We start from the raw sequence: 20929 nt of genomic DNA on the forward strand, positions 1-20929 counted from the left end.
GGGGAAGAAGTCGGTAAGTGACCAGCGCACCCATCAAATCTCCGCCGTGATCAAGAGACAACACCGCCCAGCGATCGGTGACGCGATGGTTACCTTGCGTTCGCCCGCGCTGGTAGCGGCTTCAGGCGGACGGCCGGGCGGCGGATCGCGGTGAAGGCCCCCCGGGGTCAGGAGGGTGGGGTCAGGAGGGTGGGGTCAGGCCGAGGGACGCGATCAGGGCGATCATCTCGTCGCGGTAGATCGCGGCCGGGTCGAGGGTGAGCGTGCGCAGGTGGCCGTAGATCTCCAGCGCGACCAGGCCGTGCATGCGGCCCCACACCCGTAGCGTGAGGGCCACCGCGTCCGGCGGCAGGCCAGGGAAACCGGCCTGGAGGTCCGCCGCCAGGCCGGGGTCGAAGTCGGACCACACATAGGAGCCGGAGCCCGGACCCAAGCCCGCACCCGCACCCGCGCCGGGCCCGGTCCAGGCGGCCGCGACCAGGCCCGTGAGGCCCCGGCACGCCCGGTGCTCGGCCTCCTTCGCCGGGCCGTCCTCTGGGGGCTGGTAGCCGGGGACCGGGTCGCCGTAGATGAGGCGGAAGCCCTGCGGGTTGGCCAGGGCCCACTCGCGCACGGTCTGCGCCCAGGCCAGCACGCGGCCGCCCGGGTCGCCGGCGGGAACGGCGTCGCGGGCGGCCTCGGCCCTGTCCACCAGGGCCGTGTAGAGGTCGGCGATGAGCGTGGTGACCAGGTCGTCGCGGGTGGCGAAGTAGCTGTAGATCGCGCCGGCCGTCATGCCCATCTCACGGGCGATGGCGCGGAGCGAGATGGCGTCGGGGCCGCCGTCCGCCATGAGCTTGAGCGCGATCTCCTTGATCTCCGCCGTGGTCTCCGCGCGCAATCGCTCGCGCCTGCTCATCGTCTGGTCACCCACGCTTGACAGTCTACAGCGTTGGGCTACTGTTCCCCGTGTAGAAATTGAACGGCGTGTAGTAACTTCTTGCCGTACACGAGAAGGGGGTCTCCCCAGTGACACTTGCCGCCTCTCGCGCGCCGACCGAAGCGGGCCGTTCCGGGCCCAGGCTGGCGCTCCTGGCGTTCACCCAGCTCATCGTGGCTCTCGACTACAACATCGTTTACGTGGCGCTGCCCGACATCGGGGCGGCGCTGGGATTCAGCGCGCGGTCCGTGCAGTGGGTGGTGAGCGCGTACGCCATCGGGCTCGGCGGGCTGCTGCTGCTCGGCGGCCGGGCCGTGGACAAGCTCGGGGCCCGGCGCACGTTCGTGCTCGGGCTCGCGCTCTACGGCGTGGCCTCCCTGGCCGGCGGGCTGGCTCCCGGCTCCGGCGTGCTGATCGCCGCCCGCGCGGTCCAGGGCGTCGGCGGGGCGCTGCTCACCCCGGCCACGCTCGCGCTGATCTACCGAGGGTTCGAGGAGGGGCCCGCGCGCAACCGGGCGCTGGGGGCCTGGGGCATGGCGGGCAGCGCCGGGCTGGCCGCCGGGTCGCTGCTGGGCGGCGTGCTCACCAGCTCCCTGGGCTGGGAGTGGGTGTTCTTCGTGAACGTCCCCCTGGCCGCCGGCGCCGCCCTCGCCGCGCCCCGGCTGCTCGGCTCCGACGGCCGTCCCGCGTCCGGGCTGCGCGGGTTCGACGTGCCGGGCGCGCTGCTGGCGACGGCGGGGTCGACGCTGGTGGTGTTCGGCCTGGCGAGCGGGCCGGAGGCCGGATGGGGGTCGATACGCGGCGCCGGGTCGCTGGTCGCGGGCCTGGCGCTGCTGGGGCTGCTGGTCCTGGTCGAGGCCCGCGGCCGGGACCCGCTGATCCCGCTGCGGCTGGTCCGCCGGCGCGGCCCGGCCACCACGATGGTGGTGATCGCCGTGTTCCAGGGCACGCTGGGCGGCGCCTACTACGTGCTCACCTCGTACCTGCAGCCGGTCCTCGGCTACAGCGCCCTGGCGGCGGGGCTGACGTTCCTGCCGCTCACCCTCGTCTGCATGGTCGCCGCACTGAAGGCCGCGCCGGTGATGCTCGGCAGGTGGGGCGTCCGTACGACGCTCAGCGCGGGGATGCTCGGCGCCGGAGCCGGGATCGCCGTGCTGACCGCGGGCATGCCCGCGGGCGGCGGCTTCTGGACGCTGATGCCGGGCAGCCTCCTCTGGGGATTCTCCGGCGGCGTGGCCTTCGTCGCGCTGTTCGCGGCGGCCGGCGCCGGGGTGGCTCCGGCGGAACAGGGCGTCGCGTCGGGCCTGGCCAGCACGGCCAAGGAGGTCGGCGGCGCGATGGGGCTGGCGGTCTTCGTGGCCGTCGCCACCGCCTCCTCCGACGTACTGGGCGGGCTGCACGCGGCCGGCTGGGCCGCCGCGGCCGCCGCCGGCCTGGGCGGTCTCGCCGCCCTGGCACTCGAACCGAACCGGACCACGGAAGGAATCACGTCATGATCGACGACCTCATCGGCAAGTACCTGGACGTCTGGAACGAGCGCGACGCCGCCGCCCGGGACCTCCTGCTCAAGTCCGTGCTCACCGACGACTCCGTCTACTCCGACCCCGACTACGCCGGGCTGCGCGGGCACGCGGAGCTGTCCGAGGCGATCGGCCGGGCTCAGCGGAACTTCGGCGACCTGGTGTTCACCCTCGGCACCCTGATCGGCGCCCACCACGACACGGCGCTGTTCACCTGGCGGCTCGGCGCGCCGGGCGCGGACACACCGGTGGCCACCGGCTACGACGTCGTGGAGTTCGCGGGCGACCGCATCAGCCGCGTGGTCGGGTTCTTCGAATGAATTCCTGTCAGGCTGGATTGACAGCAGCTCGCTTGTCAGTCTAGCTTGACAGGCATGCGAACTCTCACACCTGCGGGCCCCGCCCCCGTCGCGGGGCCCGGCGACCCGACTCCCCGGCGGCTGCTGCTGTGCGGGGTGGTCGCCGGGCCGCTGTTCACCCTCGCGTTCCTCGTCCAGGGCGCCCTGCGCCCCCACTACGACCCGCTCCGGCACCCGGTCAGCTCGCTCGCGCTGGGCCCGTCCGGCTGGGTGCAGGCGGTCAACTTCGTCGTGGCCGGCCTCCTCATGCTCGCCTTCGCCGCCGGGCTGCGGCGGGCGCTCCACAAGGTCTGGGGCCCGGTCCTGGTGGGGATCTGGGCGGCCGGGCTCATCGGCGCCGGGGTGTTCACCGCCGACCCGGTGAGCGGCTATCCGCCGGGCACTCCCGGCCTGCTACTGGAGTACGGCAGCGGGCACGCGGCGTTGCACGACTACCTCTCGCTGGCGGGATTCGCGGCGCTGGTCGCGGCCTGCCTGGTCTTCGCGGCCGGGTTCGCGCGGGAGCGGGCGCTCGGGTGGGCGGCGTACTCGGTCGCCAGCGCGGCCGGGTTCACGGTGGCGATGGTGCTGGCCACGATCGCCTTCACCCAGAACCCGGCACTGGTCGCCCACGGCGGGCTCTTCCAGCGCGTCGCGGTGACCGTCGGCTGGGCCTGGCTGACTCTGCTGGCGCTCCGGCAGCTCAGGCGGCGACCCGCCGGGCCGCGAACACCAGCAGGACGACCGCGCCGACCGTCATGATCGCGTTGCTGGTCAGATCGACCGCCGGGCTCACGGGAAAGATCGAGATCACCTTCCACGGGAACGAGTGCCACGCGTACGTGAGCACGGCCCCCGCCGCGAGCGCCAGCCGGTGCGCGTCCGACCAGCCGGAGCGGTGCGACCAGCGGGTCACCAGGGCGCCGACCCCGGCGAACAACACCAGATAGAGCAGCACGCTCAGCCACGCCGGGACGGACAGCACGGCCAGCCAGGGCGACAGGCCGGTGGGGTCGCACGCGTAGAGGAGCACGAAGATCGCACCGGCCACCAGGGCGAACGCGAACACCGCCCACGGGCCGGGCACCGCAACCTCGACCGCGCCCTCGACCGTGGGGCCGCCGCGGCGCAGGCGCAGGCCGAGCACGATGAGCGCCACGACCAGCACACCGGCGCCGACGTACTGGACCGGGGACGCGAGCCAGCCTTCGAGCATCGCCTTGGCGACGCCGCCCAGCACGAAGAAGAGCACGAAGACCGCCGACACGACCCGCAGGCCGGTCTTCCCCAGCCACGGCGTGGTGCGGCGCGAGCCGGCGAGCGCCTCCACCACCGCGATCGGGGCGCTGATGCTCCAGATCGTGTGCACGCCCACCATGAACATCAGCCAGGGCACCCCGGTCCCCAGCGCGGGAACGTAGCCGTAGTCGAGGATGCGGACGTTCGCCCAGTTCTCGTTCCAGAGCGTCTGGGTGAAGACCGCCTCCTCGAAAATCCCGTACGCCAGCGCCCACGCCAGGATCGACGGCCAGCCGCGCCCGGTCCGCCGGGCGACCTCGCGGATGACCAGCGCGCCGGCGCCGTAGATGAAGGTCGTGGAGATCACCGCCACGACATCGGTGATCGGGATGTTCCCCATCAGGAACTCGGCGGTCAGCGGCGCCACGAACCACAGCCCGATCGCGGGCGCCACGCGAACGGGTAAGGGCAGCTGGTGAGTTGTTGTCACGACCCCCAGATAACACCACTTCGAGCAAACTTACAACTAATGTAAAAATATCTGCGATGTAAGACCCCGGCTGCCGCGCCCTCCCGAGCGGCGTGGACAATGGTCGGATGCCCGTGCGAAACACCCCCTGGGACCGGCCCGAGACCCGGCCCGCCATGGCCGGCGCCGAGGACCCGCGCCCCGGCCTGGCCCTGACCAGCCGCTCACTCTGGCGCGACGGCCGCAGATGGATCCCCGTGACGGGCGAGCTGCACTACAGCCGGGTGCCGCGCGAGCGCTGGCAGGACGCCCTGCGCCTGGTGAAGGCCGGCGGCGTGAACGTCGTCTCCACGTACGTCTTCTGGATCCACCACCAGGAGCACGAGGACCGCGAGCCGGTGTTCGACGGCGGGCTGGACGTGGCCGCGTTCGTCGACCTATGCAGGAACACGGGGCTGGAGGCGATCGTCCGCGTCGGCCCCTGGTGCCACGGCGAGGTCCGCAACGGCGGGCTGCCCGACTGGGTCTCCCCCGCCCGCCGCGACGACCCGGCGTACCTGGAGGCGGTGCGGACCTGGTTCGGCCACCTGGGGCGGCGGCTCGGCCCGTTGTGCGGCCCCGACGGGCCGATCATCGGGATCCAGCTCGAGAACGAGCTGTACGACCAGCCCGGCCACCTGCTCACCCTGAAGCGGATCGCCCGCGAGTGTGGCCTGCACGCCCCGCTCTGGACGGCCACCGCCTGGGGCAGCGCCGACCTCCCCGTCGGCGAGGTCTTCCCCCTCTACGGCGGGTACGCGGACGGCTTCTGGGTGGACACGGCCGACGGCTGGGACGACTCCTTCCGCGCCCACTTCCGCTTCTCCCACCAGTGGGACGACCCCGGCATCGGCAAGGACCTGGCCGGGGACCGGGCGGGCGGGGCCAAGCACCCCGACTTCCCCGCCGCGACGTGCGAGCTGGGCGGCGGCATGGCCACCGCCTACCACCGGCGCCCCCTGCTCGCGGGGGCGGACATCGCCGCGGTGGCGCTCACCAAGCTGGGCAGCGGCTCGGCCTGGCAGGGCTACTACATGTACGCCGGAGGCGCCAACCCCCGGCCCGGCCTGCAGGAGTCGCACGCCACCGGCTACCCCAACGACCTGCCGGAGTACGACTACGACTTCCGCGCCCCGATCGGGGCCCACCTGCAGACCCGCGACACCTTCCACCTGCTGCGCAACCAGCACGCCTTCCTGGCCGCGTTCGGCGACCGCCTGGCCGGGATGAACGCCACCATCCCGCCCCAGACGCCGCTGCGCTGGTCGCTGCGCTCGGACGGGCGCGCCGGGTTCGTCTTCGTCAACAACCACCAGCCGTACGAGCCGCTGCCGGCCCGGCGGGACGTGGTCTTCGACCTCGAACTCGACGGGGCCCGCGTGCGGTTCCCGCACCGCCCGGTGGACGTTCCGAGCGGGGCGTTCTTCTGCTGGCCGGTCAACCTCGACGTCCGCGGCGTCACGATCAACTGGGCGACCCTCGGCGTCCTGACCGTCGTGGAGGGTTCGGTCCTGGTCCTGACGAAGACGGACGGGATCCCCGGCCATCTCTCCCTTCCGGCGGGCACGTCCGTCAGCGGCCATCCGGTCCTGGAGCGGGACGGCGAGGTGATCCTTGAGGACCTGCCGGGCGGCCGCGCGCCCGTCACCGTGGAGACCCCGGACGGGTCGCGGCTACGCCTGCTCGTCCTCGACGCGGCCGACGCCCTGCGCGCCTGGACGCCGGGCGGCCGGCTGGTGCTGTCCGACGCCGACATCCTGGAGGCGGACGGCGCGCTGACCGCCGTCACCACCGGCCCCGCCACCGTCGAGATCTTCGAGGACGGCGCCTTCGAGCGCCACGAACTCGACCACCCGCGATCGAGCGCCCCCGTGAAGATCGTGCGGACGGCCGAGGCCACGCCGCCGCCCGCCCGGCCGGTCACCGTCCCCGGGCGGGCCTCCGCGCCGGACCCGGAGACGCTCGCGGCCCACGCGGCCCGCTACACGATCACCGTGCCCCCGGGCGGAGACCGCACGCTGCTGCGCCTGGACCTGGTCGGCGACGTCGCGGTGGCCAGGGCCGGGGACCGCACGCAGGACCTGTTCTGGAACGGCGCGCCCTGGGACATCGACATCTCCGGCGGCGTCGAGACGGTCGAGGTCATGATCTACCCGCTCGACGCCGGCACCCCGGCGTGGCTGCCCGAGGCCCCACGGGGATCGGGCGCGCGCATCCTGTCCGCCACGGTGGTCGACCACCGGGCGCACGTGCTTGACGCCGGCCGCGGCCCGGCGGATCTTTGCAGGTAGGAGATCCGCCGGGAGGTCACGCCATGGCCGAGAACGAGCTGCTGTCCGAGCGGGTGGCCGGAGGGATCCTGCCTCGGGTGCTGACCACCTTCGACATGGTGGCGATCTTCGTGTCGATCGTGCTGTTCATCACGAACGCCGCCGTCATCCAGTCCGCGGGCCCGGCCGCGTTCGGGTGGTGGATCATCGCGTTCGCGCTGTTCCTCGTCCCGTGCGCGATCGTCACCGGCCAGCTCGGCGCCATGTTCCCCGGCGAGGGCTCCATCTACCTCTGGACGACCAAGGCGTTCGGGCCGTTCTGGGGGTTCTTCGCCGGATTCTGCGCCTGGTGGCCGGGCGTGCTGGTGATGGTGGCGACCGGGACGCTGACGATCTCGTTCCTCGGCTACGTCTTCCCCGGGCTCGGGGCGCTGCCGGTGGCGGCCCAGGGCGGGCTGATCGTGGTGATCCTGCTGCTCGCGGCCGTGCTGGCGGTCCTGCGCTTCCGGCTGACCCAGAACGTGGTGAACGTCGTCTTCCTGGCGTACGGGCTGGCGATCCTGCTCATGTTCGCGGCCGGGATCGCGCGCCTGGCCGCGGGGCACCCGGCGGCCACCGACCCGTGGGACTTCGCGGCCTGGAGCCCGTCGGCCGAGCACGGGCTCAACTTCGCGAACTGGAGCTTCTTCGGCCTGGCCGTGCTGGCGCTGCTCGGCGTCGAGGTGCCGCTGAACATGGGGGTGGAGATCAGGCAGGAGCGGGCCGTGACCCGCTACCTGCTGTGGGGGTCGCTGGCCGTCATGGTCGCCTACCTGGTCGCCACCTGGGGCGTGATGGTGTCGGTGCCCTCCGGGGAGGCGGCGGACATCACGTCCGTGGCCAAGGCGGTGGGGATCGGGCTGGGCGACTGGGCGGGCAAGCTGGTCGCGCTCGTGCTGGCGGCCATGTTCTTCATCATCACCGTCGTCTACAACTACTCCTTCGCCCGGCTGATCTTCGTGTCCGGGCTGGACCGGCGGCTGCCGAAGGTGGTCACCCACGTCAACGCGCACAAGGTGCCGGACGTGGCGGTCTGGATCCAGACCGCGCTGGCCGGGATCTTCACGGTGGTGGCGTTCGTGGTGGTGCCCTTCGCCGCCACGAACACCGCCACCGGACCCGCCGACGCGCAGACCGAGGTCTACAACGTCCTGCAGGCCGCGGTGACCGTGATCTGGTGCCTGTCGATCGTGGTGCTGTTCGTGGACGTGCTGATCATCCTGCGGCGCTACCGCGACCAGTTCGAGGCGCGGCGGCTGGCCTCGCCCGCGGTGTTCTGGGTCGCCTCCGTCGTGGGGGCGCTGGCGTCGTTCGTGGGCGTGGTGGCCACGCTCTCCGGGTCGTGGACGCCGCTGATCTCCAACGACGCGGGCAAGGTCACGCTGTTCGGGGCCGAGATCGCGTACGGGATGTGGTTCTGGCTGGTCGGCGGGATCGCGCTGGCGTCCCTGCTGGTGGGCGCCCTGCTCTACCTGGTCGGGCGCCGGGCGCCCGCCTGATCCTGTTCGGCACGGCGAAGGGCCCGGCCTCGCGGGAGGCCGGGCCCTCGGGTGCAGGCGCCTTCGGGGGCAGGGGGTGGAGGCGCCTTCAGGGGGGAACGTCAGTGCTGGGTCGCCTTCTCCGCGCCGACGCCGGTGAGGGAGCGGACCTCCATCTCGGCGTACTTCGCCGCGTTGTACTCCTTGCTGAGGATCGTGCCGAGCCACCCGCACAGGAAGCCGAGCGGGATCGACAGGATGCCGGGGTTGCTCAGCGGGAACCAGTGGAAGTCCACGCCGACGATCAGCGCGGTCGGCTTGACGCCGGCCGGGGGCGCGGGCGCCGAGACCACCGGCGAGAAGATGACCAGGACCAGGGCCGAGATCAGGCCGCCGTAGATGGCCGAGACCGCGCCCGTCGTGTTGAACCGCTTCCAGAACAGGCTGTAGAGGATCGCGGGCAGGTTGGCGGAGGCCGCGACGGCGAAGGCCAGGGCGACCAGGAACGCCACGTTCTGGCCCTGGGCCAGGATGCCCAGGCCGATCGCGACGGCGCCGATGACCAGGGCGGAGACGCGGGCCACCACGACCTCCTGGCGCTCGCTGGCCTGGCCGCGCTTGAAGACGTGCGCGTACAGGTCGTGCGAGAAGCTGGAGGAGGAGGCCAGCGTGAGGCCCGCCACGACGGCGAGGATCGTGGCGAACGCGACGGCTCCGATGAGCGCCAGCAGGATCGTGCCGCCGACCGAGCCGAAGATCTCCTGGCCGATGCGTTCTGCCAGCATCGGCGCGGCCGTGTTGCCCGCCGCGTCACCGGCGACGATCGCGGTCTTGCCGACCTGGGCCGCGGCGCCGAAGCCGAGCACGAGGGTCAGCAGGTAGAACACGCCGATGATGCCAATGCCCCACAGGACGGACTTGCGGGCGTCCTTGGCGGTGGGGACGGTGTAGAAGCGGATGAGGATGTGCGGCAGGCCCGCGGTGCCGAGCACCAGGGCCAGGCCCAGACTGATCAGGTCGATCTTGCCGGCCAGCCCCTGGGCCTCCGTGCCGTACTTCAGCCCGGGGATCAGGAAGTTGTCGGGGTTCGCCTTGGGGCCGCTGGTGGTGGCGGCCTGGCCGAGCAGGGCCGAGAGGTTGAAGCCGTACTTGCCCAGCACCAGCACCGTCACCAGCGCGGCGCCGCCCATCAGCAGCACGGCCTTGACGATCTGCACCCAGGTGGTGCCCTTCATGCCGCCGAAGACCACGTAGACGATCATCAGCGCGCCCACGCCGACGATGGTCCACGCCTTGCCCGCCGGGGAGGTGATGCCGAGCAGCAGGCCGACCAGCGCGCCCGCGCCGACCATCTGGGCCAGCAGGTAGAAGATGCTGACCACGATGGTGGACACGCCCGCCGCCGTACGCACCGGACGCGGGCTCATCCTGAAGGCCAGCACGTCGGCCATGGTGAACTTGCCCGAGTTCCGCATCAGCTCGGCGACCAGCAGCAGCGCGACCAGCCACGCCACCAGGAACCCGATCGAGTACAGGAACCCGTCGTAGCCGGACAGCGCGATGATGCCGGCGATGCCGAGGAAGGAGGCGGCCGACATGTAGTCGCCGCCGATGGCCAGCCCGTTCTGCACGCCGGTGAACGACCGCCCGCCGGCGTAGTAGTCGGCGGCGGTCTTGGTCTGCCGGCTCGCCCAGAACGTGATCCCCAGCGTGGCCGCGACGAAGGTGAGGAAGAGGATCATCCCCAGGGTGTGGGAGGTCACTTGGTCTTCTCCTCGACTTCGTGGCGGAGCTTGTCGGCGATCGGGTCGAGCTTCTTCTCGGCGTGCCTGGCGTACGCCCACGCGATCAGGAACGTCGAGACGAACTGGAGCAAACCGAAGACGAGGCCGACGTTGATCTCGCCGAGCAGCTTGATCCCCATGAAGTCGCGCGCCCATCCGGACAGCACCACGTAGAGCAGGTACCACGCGAGGAACGCCACGGTCATCGGGAACGTCCAGGCGCGGAATCGCCGTTTCAGATCCTGGAACTCACTGCTCTCCTGAACTTCTTCATAGACCGATGCGTCATGTTCTTTAGTCGTCATGAGACCTCCACTGTGATGCGGATCACGCCCAACGTAAGAGCGCAACCTACCCGCCGTGGAGGCCCCTGGTGACGTTGTTCGACGAGTCGCTGAGGTCCGGCGATTAGTTGGGGATGGCTTGCGATGAAAGGTCTGTTGCGTGCGACGAGCGGTCGACCGTTCCTTTCATCGGGGTTCTTCCAAGGAGAGCCCGAACAGGTGAAGCTGGGGCCGGGTGAGCGCGGGCAGGGTGAGCGAGCGCAGCTCCTTGGCCGGGTCGAGCGGCGCCGGCACCTCGAACAGCCCGACCCGCAGCGAGTTGACGCCCGTGCGGCCGTGGCGGTGGGTGCAGCGCAGCACCTCCGAGGACCCCGCCCCGGGCTGGCCGCCCCAGTCGGGCAGGACGAACGGCACCTGGGCGGTGGTCCCGTCGGCGTACGTCGCGGTCAGCGTGGAGGTGACGGCCCCTGAGCTCGCCGCGCCCAGGAGCCGGACCTTGGCGTACCGGCCGGACGGCACGGCGATCGTCTGTCCCCGGCCGGTGACGTTGTTCCCGGCGCCGTCCCCGTACGCGGGGAAGACGAAGCTCAGGCCGTCGTGGCCGAGCGGCCCGGCGGGCGGCAGCTCCTCGGCCGGATAGGTGTAGCCGGACCCGTCGAAGTCCCCGTCCGTCATCGCCTCGTGTGTGGAGACGCCGTCGTTGTCGGCGTACGCCGAAAGGTCCACCGGCGTGGTGCGCCCGGGAGGCGGGATCGGCGGCAGCCCCCAGGTGTCCCCCGGCTTGCTCACCGGCACAGGTCCGATGACCGGGTCGGGCCGCGCGCCCGTGTGGAGGAGCACCTCGCTCCCCTTGCGCAGCGCGATCTCGACGACGCCCTCCCCCAGGTCCTTCACCGGAGCCGGCCGCCCGTCGGGGAGCACGGCCGTGACGGGCCCGTCGAGCCCGTGCTTGAGCCGCAGCGGCGCCCCCGCCAGGCTCCTGACCCGGATGAACGAGGTACGGCCGCCCTCGCGCACCGCCGACACCAGGAACGCGCCCTGCGTCCGGAAGTCGTGGATCGCGACGTCCGCCCACGCGGCCGGCACGGCCGGGAAGACGCGGACGATCCCGCCCCAGCTCTGGCAGAGCATGTCGTGGAGGGACTGGGCGGCCGACAGCGGCGTCTCGATGACCGGCCCGGCCTCGGCGTAGTGGGTGTTGGCCTGGCACGGGTAGCGGCTGGCCGGGTCGAAGAAGCGCTCCAGGTAGGACAGCGAGGTGTCGCCCCGGCCCATCATGGCGTAGAGCGAGGCGGCGCCGGTGTAGCTGTAGCCGCGGTGCGCGCTGGTCAGCGACTGCCAGTGGGCGACCGACTTCTCGATCAGCGCCCGCTGCTCCGGCTGGTCCCAGTTGACCAGGTAGAGGGGGTAGATCATGAGGAGGTGGGAGTAGTGGCGGTGCGACTGGTCGTACGGGGTGCTCCCGCCGATCATGAAGCCGTTGGCGTCGGCCGGGTAGTCGACGAGCGTGTCCAGCACCTCTCGCCACTTCGCCTTGAGCGGGTCGTCGATCCCGAGCCGCTCGGCCGACTCGATGAGCGTCCGGCAGCCCCACCGGATCAGCGCCAGGTCGTAGTTGGTGTCCTGGGGCGGCGTGACGGGATACTCGGGTGAGAGCGTGCTGGGCAGGTGCAGCCTGCCGTCCGCCCCGGCGGCCAGGAAGTGCAGGTAGTAGTTGATCGCCCGCCGCAGCAGCGGGAAGACCGTGTCACGCAGCAGCTTGTCGTCCATGGTGTGCCGGTAGGTCAGCCACACGTTGTGCAGCGCCCACGTGAGGTCGCCCACCTCGGCGCCCGAGCCGGGCGTGCCCACGCCCCGGGTGCAGAACATGTCGGAGCTGCGCCCCACCCCGGCCGAGTCGGCGCGGTAGGCGGCCGGCACGTTGGCGACGAGCTGGTCGCGGTTGCGGTCGAGCGTGCTGGTGAGCGAGTCGAGCTCCAGGTGGTTGGAGCCGTGGATGAGCCAGTATTCGAGCTGCACGTTGAGGTTCCACCACACCGCGGGCCACGGGGTGGACTCCAGCCAGGGGCCGCTGGTGGCCATGACCGGGCCGCCCGCGCGGCTGGCGGCGGCGACCTTGTAGAGCTGGATCCAGTAGAAGCTCTGCAGCCGCTGGTCGGGCAGGGAGACGAAGCTCTTGCCGTAGAACTCGTGCCACCAGTCGCGGTGCCGCTTCTTCATGGTCCCGTACGACGGCGCGGTCCTGACCTTGGCGAGCGCGCTCTCCTGGGCCTCGGTCGCGGACGGGAAGCTGTGGCCCACGGCGACCAGGAGCGTCCCGTCCTTGACGCGGTAGGCGGTGGCGGTCTGGCCGCCGCCGGTCAGCGGCTGGAGCACCTGCTCGACGTCGCCGGCGGTCGCGGTGGTCCAGGGCGGGTGCGGCGTGTAGCCGCTGGGCGGGGCCTCGGAGACCGATCGGGGGCTGACGGCCTCCTCGGGGTGGAACGTCCAGCGGACCTGCTCCTCGCCGTCGGCCTCCGCCCTGGCGACGAGCAGCTCGTCGTGGACGAACGCGGAGAAGGACAGCTTGCCCTTGTCCGTGGTGACGGTGCCGGTGACCTCGGCGTCCCACAGGCTGAGCCGCCAGTCGACGGCCGTGATCGTGCCGACCGGGTCGAGGGTGACGTGGCCGACGGGCAGGCGGCAGGTGCCCCAGCCGCTGCCGAACTGGGGCCGGTGGTCCTGGACGCGGCCGTGCTGGACGGTGAAACGGATCTTGTTCTGGCCGGGCTCCTGGTAGACCATGCTGCCCAGCAGCCCGTCGCCGAGGAACGGGCCCTCGTACCAGGACCTGGGCATCCTGCCCCAGAGCAGGTCCTGGCCCTTCATGAACTCGGCCCAGCGCACGCGCTGCCGGAGCTGCCAGCCGCGGGCGGCCGGTCCGGCCCCGGTCTGGGCGCTGGCGGTTTCGGTGCCGGCGGTTTCCGCGAGCGCCGGGCCGGCGGGGACGAGGGCGAGCCCTAAGCCGCCGATCACGGCACGGCGGGTCGGGTCGTCGTTGGGGGGTGTCATGCGGGACCTCACAGACGAGACATCGGGTCTTTCGCCTGTATGACACGCAAGATGACCTTAGTCAAGGGCGGTCAACCGAAATACATCGGATGCATCACCCCTTAACGGCGCCCGCAGTGAGCCCTTCCACGATGTAGCGGCGGATGGCGGCGAACAGCACGAGGGTCGGCAGCACCGAGATCACGGTGGCCGCGGCCATCGAGCCCCAGTCGATGTCGTACTGGGTGATGAAGGAGTTCATGGCGACCGGGATGGTCTTGGCGTCCTCGCTGTCGATGAACGTGATCGCCAGGAACAGCTCGTTCCAGCACTGCACGAACGCGAAGATGAACGTGGCCGCGATGCCCGGCAGCATGACGGGGACGACCACCCGCACCATGGCCACCAGCCGCGAGGCGCCGTCCACCTGCGCGGCCTCCTCCAGCGCGACCGGCACCCGCTCGTAGAAGCCGCGCATGATGATCGTGGCGAACGGCACCAGCATGGCCACGTACACCAGCATCAGCCCGGCCAGCCGGTTGAGCAGGTCGAGGTCGGACATCAGCAGGTAGAGCGGGCCGAGCGCGATGAACAGCGGGATCATCTGCGTGACCAGGAACGCCAGCATCAGCGCGCCCCTGCCGGGGAAGGCGAAGCGGGCCAGGGTGTAGCCGCCCAGCACGCCGATCGCGGTCACCACGCCGGCCGCGACGAGCGAGACGAGCAGGCTGTTGAGCAGGTACGCGCCGAAGTCCGCGAACGAGAACAGCTCCTCGTAGTGCTCGAACGTCACGTTGCCCGGCCAGTACCTGAGCGGCATCGAGAAGATCTCGGACTTGGGCTTGAGAGAGGTGACGACGATCCAGTAGAGGGGGAAGAGGGTGATCAGCAGCCAGGCGCCCAGCACGACGACCTTGGCCGCGTTGCCGACATGCTTCATCGTGACTTCTCGAATCTCGTCGCGTTCAGGTAGAAGACGCTGAAGGCCAGCAGCAGGCCCAGGATGAGCAGGCCCACCGCGCCCGCCCGGCCGTAGTCGCCGCCGATGACCTGCTGGATGAGGAAGGTCGTGATGATGTCGGTGCCGCCGGCCGGGCCGCCGCCGGTCATCGAGTAGATGAGGTCGGGGAAGTTCAGGATCCAGATGATCCGCAGGAGCACGATGAGGGCGAGCGTGGGCCGGATGTGCGGCAGCGTCACGTGCCAGAACTGCCGCGGCCGCGAGGCCCCGTCCACGGCCGCGGCCTCGTAGAGCTCCTTCGGGACCGACTGCAGCGCGGCCATGATCATGATGGCGAAGAACGTGACGCCGTACCAGATGTTCGCCACGATCACCGACGTCATCGCCCACCCGGGGGTGGCCAGGAAGCCGATGCGCTGGTCGATGAGCCCGGTCTTGAGCAGCAGGTCGTTGAGCACGCCGAACTGCCCGTTGAACATCCACCGCCACAGCAGGCCGATCAGGAACCCCGACATGGCCCAGGGGAAGAACACCCACGCCTGGTAGAGGCCCCGCCCGCGGAAGTGCCGGCGCAGCAGCAGCGCCAGCCCGAAGCCCAGGAAGAACTGGAAGAACAGCGACACGGCCACCCACGTGCCGGTGTTGCGCAGCGCCGTCCAGAACCGGTCCTCGGCCAGGACCGCCCGGAAGTTCTCCAGGCCGACGAAGGGCGTCGAGGTGATGTCGAACAGGTTGTAGCGCTGGAAGGCGATCACCGCGCCGCGGATCATCGGGTAGTACGTGAACAGGGTCACGAAGACCACGCCGGGCAGCAGGCACAGGGCGATGAACCTGGCCCGGCGGGGGGTGAAGAGCCTCATGAGACCTTCTTGGCCTGGTCCGTCCAGAAGGCGTCCCACGACTTGAGCACCTCGGCCGTGGTCTTCTTGCCGGTGATCAGGGCCTGCACGTCACGGTCGGAGTCGGTGATGAACTGGCTCCAGCCCGGGTAGTCGACGGGCCTGATCGTGATCACCTGCTTGGGGTCCTGCTGGGCCTGCAGGTACGCCTTCCACGCGCCCTGCGAGAACTGCGGGTCGCTCTGGGCCTGCTTGGAGATCGGGATGAGCGAGTTGCCCTTGGCGAAGGCGATGCTCTGCTTGGCCTCCGACAGGAACTGGACCAGCTTGACCGCCTCCTTCGGGTGCTCGGAGAAGGAGGTGGCGCCCCATCCGGCGTAGCCGACGGGCTGGAAGGCGTATCCCGAGGGGCCCTTGGGGATGGGGGCCGTCGACCAGGTCGTCATGCCGCTCTCCTGGACCGTCTTGATCACTTCGGGGTCCTGGATGAGCATTCCGGTGACGCCCGAGGTGAAGCCCTGGACCATCTCGGGGTAGCCCCAGGAGACGGAGTCGGGCGGCGACGCCTCCTTGAAGATCTTGACGTAGAGGTCCATGGCCTGGGCGGCCTCGGGGGTGGAGAAGATCGTCCGCTTGTCCTTGAGATAGAACGATTTTTCGGGATTCAGGGCTTCGCCGTTGTACGCGCTGACCATCATGACCGCGTAGTCGGCCCCGCCCTTGCCGCCCCGGAACGAGTAGCCGAACCGGTCGCCCGAGGTCAGCTTCTTGCCCGCCTCGTAGAGCTCCTGCCAGGTGGCCGGCGGCTGGGCCAGGCCCCAGTCCGTACGGTAGAACAGCGTGCGCTGGTAGAAGCCGTACGGGATCAGGTACGCCTTGCCCCCGACCTCGACCGCCTTCTTCTGGGCCAGCTCGGTCAGGTCCGGCCAGCCGGGCCAGTCCGCGGTGGGCAGTTCGGCCAGCCAGCCGTTGTTGGAGAAGGACTTGGCCGTGTGGTCGCGTACTTCCAGCACGTCCAGGTCCTTCTTGGTCTGCAGGATCTGGGTGATCTTCTGGTCGGCGCTGTCGAGTGGCGGCGAGATCAGCTCCACCTTGATGCCCGGGTTGGCCTTCTCGAAGTCGTTAAGCAGGGTTTTGATGAGCTTCGTGCGTTCGGGACTGGTCAGGCTCTCGATCATGCGGAGCCGTACCTCTCCCGGGGACGACGAGCCGGAGCCGCAACCTGCGAGCAACAGCGTGGCGGCGGCCGCGGCCGCCAGGAGGGGGGTTCTCATGCTGAGCCTCCAGCTTCAGACAGCGCTGTCAGTCACGCTAGGCGACCGACCCCCTCCAGCGCTAGACCGAGATCCTTGATCAACGTTTCCGCGGGCTCCAGGCCGACCGAGAGGCGCACGAGGCCGACGGGGATGCCCATGGTGGCCCGCACGCTCTCCTCGGTGGACAGGGCGGGGGCGTTCACCAGGCTCTCGAAGCCTCCCCAAGACACCCCAATCCTGAAATGTCGCAACTTATTGAGGAAAAGGCCGACCTCCTGGCGCGATTCCGTGTCCAGCTCCAGGCTGAACAGGCTGGAGAACCCCGACATCTGCTGCTTCGCGATGGCGTGCCCGGGATGGGAGGCCAGCCCGGGGTGGTTCACCGCCCGCACGGCCGGATGCCCCGACAGGAACTCGGCCACGGCCAGCCCCCGCTCCTGGTGCGCGGCCATCCGCACGGGCAGCGTGCGCAGCCCCTTGATCACCTTGGCCGCGTCGTGCGGCGACATGGCGGCCCCGTAGAGCTGGTACTCGGTCAGCGCGAGCGGCCTGATCAGCCGGGAGGGGCCCACCACGACGCCGCCCACGAGGTCGCTGTGCCCGCCGATGTACTTCGACAGCGAGTGCACGACGAGATCGACGCCCATGGTCAGCGGCTTCTGGAAGATCGGCGTGGACCAGGTGTTGTCCATCACGCTCACCAGCCCGCGCTCCCGCGCCCACGCCGTGACCTCCGTGATGTCGACCACGGCGTAGGCCATGTAGGAAGGCGACTCGAAGTACAGTAGACGGGTGCTCGCCCTGATAGCGCTGTCACACTCCGCGAGGTCGTTCACGTGCGTATGGGTGATCCCGAACTTCTCCAGGTAACGCAGGAACTGGGTGGTGGGGCCGTACACTGCGCCCAGCACCAGCACGTGGTCCCCGGTCTTGACGAGCGAGGAGATGGTCGCCGAGATGGCTCCCATTCCCGACCCGAAGCACTTGGCACGCTCCCCCCGCTCGAGCGCGGCGAGCTTACGCTGAGCGAGGTCGACGGTCGGGTTGGTGCCCCGCCAGTAGACGTAGCGCTCGTCCTCGCTCCTGATCGCCTCACCGAGCTCCTCCGCGGTCGCGAAGGTGAACAGCGAGTTCTCGAACACCGGCGGGTTGACCGCGCCCAACGCCCAGGGCTCGTCCTCGCCCAACCGGCCACAGATCCATTCGTCATCCATGGGGGCAGACTATGACAGCCAGGGATCTGGGTGACCGGGCGGCCTCGCGGGGCGAAAGCACCCGCAAGCCCACCATGGCCGACGTGGCCCGGCACGCGGGCGTGAGCCTCAAGACCGTCTCCCGCGTGGTCAACCAGGAGCCGCACGTCAGGGCCTTGCTGCAGGAGCGCGTGCAGGCGGCGATCAGCGCGCTCGGCTACCGCCGCAACGAGGCCGCCGCCCGCCTGGCCAGGGGCGCGACGATGCTGACGCTCGGGCTGGTGATGGAGAACATCTCGAACGAGTTCTACTCCCGCCTGGCCGCCGCCGTGGAGTCCGCCGCGGCCCGGCACGAGGCGCTGGTGGTGTTCGGCTCGTACGAGGAGAGCGCCGACAAGGAGCGCATGCTCATCGAGTCGATGTACGCGCGGGGCGTGGACTCCCTGATCGTCGTCCCCTCTGCGGCCGATCACTCGTGGCTGGCCGAGCACGCCTCGCTCACCACGGTGTTCGTGGACCGCGTGCCGCCGGGCCTGGACTCGGCGGACGTGGTGCTGCTGGACGACGTGCGGGGCGGCCGGGCCGCGACCGAGCACCTGCTGGCCCGCGGCCACCGCCGGATCGCGCTGGTCTCGGACGACGAGGGCGTGAGCTCGGTCCACGACCGCGCCACCGGCTACCGCGCGGCTCTTCGCGCGGCCGGGCTGCCGGCCGACGACACGCTGACGGTCCGCGGGCTCTTCGACCCGTGGCGGGTCTCGCACGAGGTGGGCCGCCTCCTGGACCTCCCGGACCCGCCGACGGCCTTCTTCGCCACCAACAACCGCGCCGCGATCGGCATCCTGCAGGCGCTGCGGGAACGGCCGGAGCGGCCCGCCTACGTGGGCTTCGACGACTTCGCCCTCGCGGACGTGTTCAACCCGGGGGTGACGGTGGTCCGCTACGACACGGCCCGCCTGGCCCGCAGCGCGGTGGACCTCCTGCTGAACCCGTCGCCGTCGCCCCGCCGCGTCAAAGTCCCGGTCGAGCTGGTGGCCCGGGGCTCGGGCGAGCTGCCGCCCGGCTGAACACCGTGCGTGCGCGGCGCCCGTCTCGCTAGGGTCGAGGTGTGTCTCTTCCCGCCGCCGACCTGGCCCGCCTCCTCCACAACAGGCCGGAGCTGGCCGCCGCCCCCTCCCCCGAGGCGCTCGAACGCCTGCTGGCGGCACCGGAGCTGGCCGTCCCCGCCCTGCTCGCGCTCGACGCCGACTGCCACCTCGCCAGCCAGGCGCTGCAGATCCTGGGCGGCGAGGCGAGCCGCGCGGCGCTGGCCGAGCTGGTCCACGATCCCGGTGACCGGCTCGGCGAGACGCTCGAAACCCTGGCCGCCTGGGGCCTCGTGGTGCTCGACGGCGACGGCGAGGCGGGCACGGTGACCTCGCCGCACCGGCCGGGCCTGTGGGCGAACCCGTTCGGGCTGGGCCGGCCGTTGCGCGAGCTGACCGCCGAGGACTTGAAGTCCCTGGTCAAGGGGCTGGGCGGCAAGCCGAAGGGCCGCAGGCCGGAGGTGCTCGCGCAGGCGGCGGAGATCGTCGGCGACGGCCCGGCCGTACGGGCACGCGCCGCCACGTTGCCGCCCGCCGCCGTGACGCTGCTGGAGTCGATGGCGGACGGGGAGCCGGTCTACCAGCACGCGGTCTGGTACGGCACCGGCCAGGCGGACCATCCGGTCACGCGGCTGGCCGAGGCCGGGTTCGTGGTGCGGGACGGCTGGGAGTACGAGCTGCCCATGGAGGTCGCGCTCGCGCTGCGCGGCGACGGCTGGAAGCCCGAGCTCACGGGCCAGCCGGACGTGCCGTCCGCGGAGCTCGCCGCGGACCCGGACGGGCTCGCCGCCGCGCTGGCCGCCGTGGACCGGATGGAGGCGCTGATCGAGCTGGCGGGGACGCAGCCCATCGCCGAGCTGAAGGCGGGCGGGGTGGGCGCGCGGGAGCTGAAGCGGACGGCCAAGACCCTCGACGCCACCGAGCAGGCGGTCACGCTCTGGCTCGACCTCGCCTTCGGCACCGAGCTGATCGCCTCCGAGACGGGCGAGCGGCTGGTCAGCACCACCCTGGCCGACACCTGGCTGGGCCTGGACCCGGCCTCGCGGTGGAAGGCCCTGGTGGACACCTGGCTGGCCGTGCCGCAGGCGGCCACGTTCCGGGTGACGGGCTGCTGCCCCGAGCACATGACACCGCACGCGCCGCCGTACCAGTTCGAGTCCGGGGCCGGCGAGATCCGGCGGGCCACGCTGCGCGTGCTCCAGACGCTTCCTCCCGGGCGGGGTTCGACCCCCGCCGGGTTGCGCCCGGCCGTGGAGTGGCGGACCAGGGCGGTCAAGGAGTTCGCGCAGGCCGCCACCGAGTTCGTCGCCGCCGCGCTGCGCGAGGGCGAGCTGCTCGGGATGGTCCACGAGGGAGCCCTGACCGAGCTCGGCCGCGCCCACCTCGACGGCGCCGAGGTGGCCGCCCGCTTCCCCGCGCCGTCCCGCACCGTGACCCTGCAGAACGACCTGACCGCGATCGTCTCGGGGGTGCCCGCGCCCGAGCTGACCGCGTTCCTGAACGGCTGCGCCGACCTGGAGTCACGCGACCGGGCCAGCGTGTGGCGGTTCTCGCAGAAGAGCGTGCGCCGGGCGCTGGACGCGGGGACCACGGCCGACGGCCTGCTGGAGGAGCTGGCCCGCGTCTCCGCCAAGGCCGTCCCCCAGCCGCTGAGCTACCTCGTCACCGACGTCGCCCGCAGGCACGGCGCCGTCCGCGTCGCCTCCGCCGCCTGCGTGCTGACCGCCGAGGACCCGGCGCTCATCACCGAGCTGTGCGGCACCAAGGCCCTGCGCAAGCTGGCGCTGCGGCCCGTCGCCCCCACGGTCGCCCTCAGCGCCCTGCCTCCCGAGGAGACCCTCCAGCTGCTGCGGCAGAGCGGCCACGCCCCGGTCGCCCTGGCCCCCGACGGCACCGTCAAGGCCGAGCCTCCCCAGCGCCGCCGCCTCCCCGTGGAGTCCGAACCGGTGCTGGACGCCACCGCGATCCTCCACGGCGGCGAGCCCGCCACGCCCGCCGAGGCCCTCGCCGTGGCCTCCGTCACCGGCGAGCCGATCGTCATCGTCTGGCAGCGGCGCGAGCACTACATGGAGGACATCGAGCTCACCCGTGGCACGGTGTCCGGCTACTGCCACGACTGCGGCACCGACCACACCTACCAGCGCGCCCGGATCAAGGAGGCGTACCTGCCCTGACCGCCCGCGGGA

16 protein-coding genes are annotated in these 20929 nt (G+C 71.3%); 7 read left to right on the top strand and 9 right to left on the bottom strand.

The genetic code is table 11. The features are described from left to right. Window positions 1-181: 181 nt before the first annotated feature. Window positions 182-913 (bottom strand): TetR/AcrR family transcriptional regulator, encoded by a 732-nt coding sequence (locus ABZS69_RS13045; RefSeq protein ID WP_355370450.1) that lies wholly within the window; start codon window positions 911-913, stop codon window positions 182-184. Between the two features lie 95 nt (window positions 914-1008). Between ABZS69_RS13045 and ABZS69_RS13050 the strand changes: the two genes are divergently transcribed. Genes ABZS69_RS13050 through ABZS69_RS13060 form a run of 3 tightly spaced genes read left to right on the top strand, consistent with a single transcriptional unit; the run spans window position 1009 to window position 3539 of the window. Further along, a complete protein-coding gene (locus tag ABZS69_RS13050) occupies window positions 1009-2415 on the top strand; it encodes an MFS transporter (RefSeq protein WP_355370453.1) in 1407 nt (468 codons plus the stop codon). Then, window positions 2412-2759, top strand: coding sequence for a nuclear transport factor 2 family protein (locus ABZS69_RS13055; RefSeq protein ID WP_355370456.1), 348 nt, complete (start codon window positions 2412-2414; stop codon window positions 2757-2759). The genes ABZS69_RS13050 and ABZS69_RS13055 overlap by 4 nt, the downstream gene beginning before the upstream one ends. 54 nt (window positions 2760-2813) lie before the next feature. Continuing rightward, entirely contained in the window at window positions 2814-3539 is a 726-nt protein-coding gene (locus ABZS69_RS13060; RefSeq protein ID WP_355370459.1) for a DUF998 domain-containing protein, read from the top strand. Here ABZS69_RS13060 and ABZS69_RS13065 read toward each other — a convergent pair. Beyond that, a complete protein-coding gene (locus tag ABZS69_RS13065) occupies window positions 3481-4506 on the bottom strand; it encodes a hypothetical protein (protein ID WP_355370462.1) in 1026 nt (341 codons plus the stop codon). The genes ABZS69_RS13060 and ABZS69_RS13065 overlap by 59 nt on opposite strands. 107 nt (window positions 4507-4613) lie before the next feature. Here ABZS69_RS13065 and ABZS69_RS13070 point away from each other — a divergent pair, with 107 nt between their 5' ends. Both ABZS69_RS13070 and ABZS69_RS13075 read left to right on the top strand, forming a co-directional pair. Further along, window positions 4614-6815 carry a beta-galactosidase gene (locus ABZS69_RS13070; RefSeq protein WP_355370465.1) on the top strand — a complete coding sequence of 734 codons (2202 nt, stop codon included), beginning with the start codon at window positions 4614-4616 and terminating at the stop codon, window positions 6813-6815. Window positions 6816-6838: 23 nt separating this feature from the next. Beyond that, the gene (locus ABZS69_RS13075) at window positions 6839-8332 is read left to right on the top strand and encodes an APC family permease (protein WP_355370467.1); all 1494 of its coding nucleotides are present in this window, start codon (window positions 6839-6841) and stop codon (window positions 8330-8332) included. A gap of 101 nt (window positions 8333-8433) precedes the next feature. Here ABZS69_RS13075 and ABZS69_RS13080 read toward each other — a convergent pair whose 3' ends face one another. The 7 genes from ABZS69_RS13080 to ABZS69_RS13110 form a co-directional block, all read right to left on the bottom strand. Further along, entirely contained in the window at window positions 8434-10074 is a 1641-nt protein-coding gene (locus ABZS69_RS13080) for a cation acetate symporter (RefSeq protein WP_355370470.1), read from the bottom strand. Further along, on the bottom strand, window positions 10071-10400 hold the full coding sequence (locus tag ABZS69_RS13085; protein WP_355370472.1) for a DUF485 domain-containing protein: 330 nt from the start codon (window positions 10398-10400) through the stop codon (window positions 10071-10073). Before ABZS69_RS13085 ends, ABZS69_RS13080 begins: the two co-directional genes overlap by 4 nt. A 165-nt stretch (window positions 10401-10565) precedes the next feature. Then, the gene (locus tag ABZS69_RS13090; protein WP_355370474.1) at window positions 10566-13430 is read right to left on the bottom strand and encodes a Tat pathway signal sequence domain protein; all 2865 of its coding nucleotides are present in this window, start codon (window positions 13428-13430) and stop codon (window positions 10566-10568) included. Window positions 13431-13524: 94 nt separating this feature from the next. Further along, window positions 13525-14349 (bottom strand): carbohydrate ABC transporter permease, encoded by an 825-nt coding sequence (locus tag ABZS69_RS13095; RefSeq protein ID WP_355370477.1) that lies wholly within the window; start codon window positions 14347-14349, stop codon window positions 13525-13527. Then, window positions 14346-15230 (bottom strand): sugar ABC transporter permease, encoded by an 885-nt coding sequence (locus ABZS69_RS13100; protein ID WP_355370480.1) that lies wholly within the window; start codon window positions 15228-15230, stop codon window positions 14346-14348. Before ABZS69_RS13100 ends, ABZS69_RS13095 begins: the two co-directional genes overlap by 4 nt. After that, window positions 15227-16483, bottom strand: coding sequence for a sugar ABC transporter substrate-binding protein (locus tag ABZS69_RS13105; protein ID WP_355370483.1), 1257 nt, complete (start codon window positions 16481-16483; stop codon window positions 15227-15229). The genes ABZS69_RS13100 and ABZS69_RS13105 overlap by 4 nt, the downstream gene beginning before the upstream one ends. Window positions 16484-16515: 32 nt before the next feature. Then, a complete protein-coding gene (locus ABZS69_RS13110; protein ID WP_355370485.1) occupies window positions 16516-17679 on the bottom strand; it encodes a PLP-dependent aspartate aminotransferase family protein in 1164 nt (387 codons plus the stop codon). Between the two features lie 11 nt (window positions 17680-17690). Between ABZS69_RS13110 and ABZS69_RS13115 the strand changes: the two genes are divergently transcribed. Together ABZS69_RS13115 and ABZS69_RS13120 are read left to right on the top strand one after the other, a co-directional pair. Beyond that, entirely contained in the window at window positions 17691-18725 is a 1035-nt protein-coding gene (locus ABZS69_RS13115; RefSeq protein ID WP_355370487.1) for a LacI family DNA-binding transcriptional regulator, read from the top strand. 41 nt (window positions 18726-18766) lie between these two features. Beyond that, the gene (locus tag ABZS69_RS13120) at window positions 18767-20917 is read left to right on the top strand and encodes a helicase-associated domain-containing protein (RefSeq protein ID WP_355370490.1); all 2151 of its coding nucleotides are present in this window, start codon (window positions 18767-18769) and stop codon (window positions 20915-20917) included. Window positions 20918-20929 lie beyond the last annotated feature (12 nt).

This window comes from Nonomuraea sp. NPDC005650, assembly GCF_040605375.1.
Classification (GTDB): Bacteria; Actinomycetota; Actinomycetes; order Streptosporangiales; family Streptosporangiaceae; genus Nonomuraea.

Bases quoted from the DNA above. Each gene is read 5' to 3' on its own strand.
- ABZS69_RS13055 (WP_355370456.1), top strand. From the start codon at position 2,412: ATGATCGACGACCTCATCGGCAAGTACCTGGACGTCTGGAACGAGCGC.
- ABZS69_RS13090 (WP_355370474.1), bottom strand. From the start codon at position 13,430: ATGACACCCCCCAACGACGACCCGACCCGCCGTGCCGTGATCGGCGGC.
- ABZS69_RS13105 (WP_355370483.1), bottom strand. From the start codon at position 16,483: ATGAGAACCCCCCTCCTGGCGGCCGCGGCCGCCGCCACGCTGTTGCTC.
- ABZS69_RS13110 (WP_355370485.1), bottom strand. From the start codon at position 17,679: ATGGATGACGAATGGATCTGTGGCCGGTTGGGCGAGGACGAGCCCTGG.
- ABZS69_RS13060 (WP_355370459.1), top strand. From the start codon at position 2,814: ATGCGAACTCTCACACCTGCGGGCCCCGCCCCCGTCGCGGGGCCCGGC.
- ABZS69_RS13070 (WP_355370465.1), top strand. From the start codon at position 4,614: ATGCCCGTGCGAAACACCCCCTGGGACCGGCCCGAGACCCGGCCCGCC.
- ABZS69_RS13100 (WP_355370480.1), bottom strand. From the start codon at position 15,230: ATGAGGCTCTTCACCCCCCGCCGGGCCAGGTTCATCGCCCTGTGCCTG.
- ABZS69_RS13115 (WP_355370487.1), top strand. From the start codon at position 17,691: ATGACAGCCAGGGATCTGGGTGACCGGGCGGCCTCGCGGGGCGAAAGC.
- ABZS69_RS13095 (WP_355370477.1), bottom strand. From the start codon at position 14,349: ATGAAGCATGTCGGCAACGCGGCCAAGGTCGTCGTGCTGGGCGCCTGG.
- ABZS69_RS13075 (WP_355370467.1), top strand. From the start codon at position 6,839: ATGGCCGAGAACGAGCTGCTGTCCGAGCGGGTGGCCGGAGGGATCCTG.
- ABZS69_RS13085 (WP_355370472.1), bottom strand. From the start codon at position 10,400: ATGACGACTAAAGAACATGACGCATCGGTCTATGAAGAAGTTCAGGAG.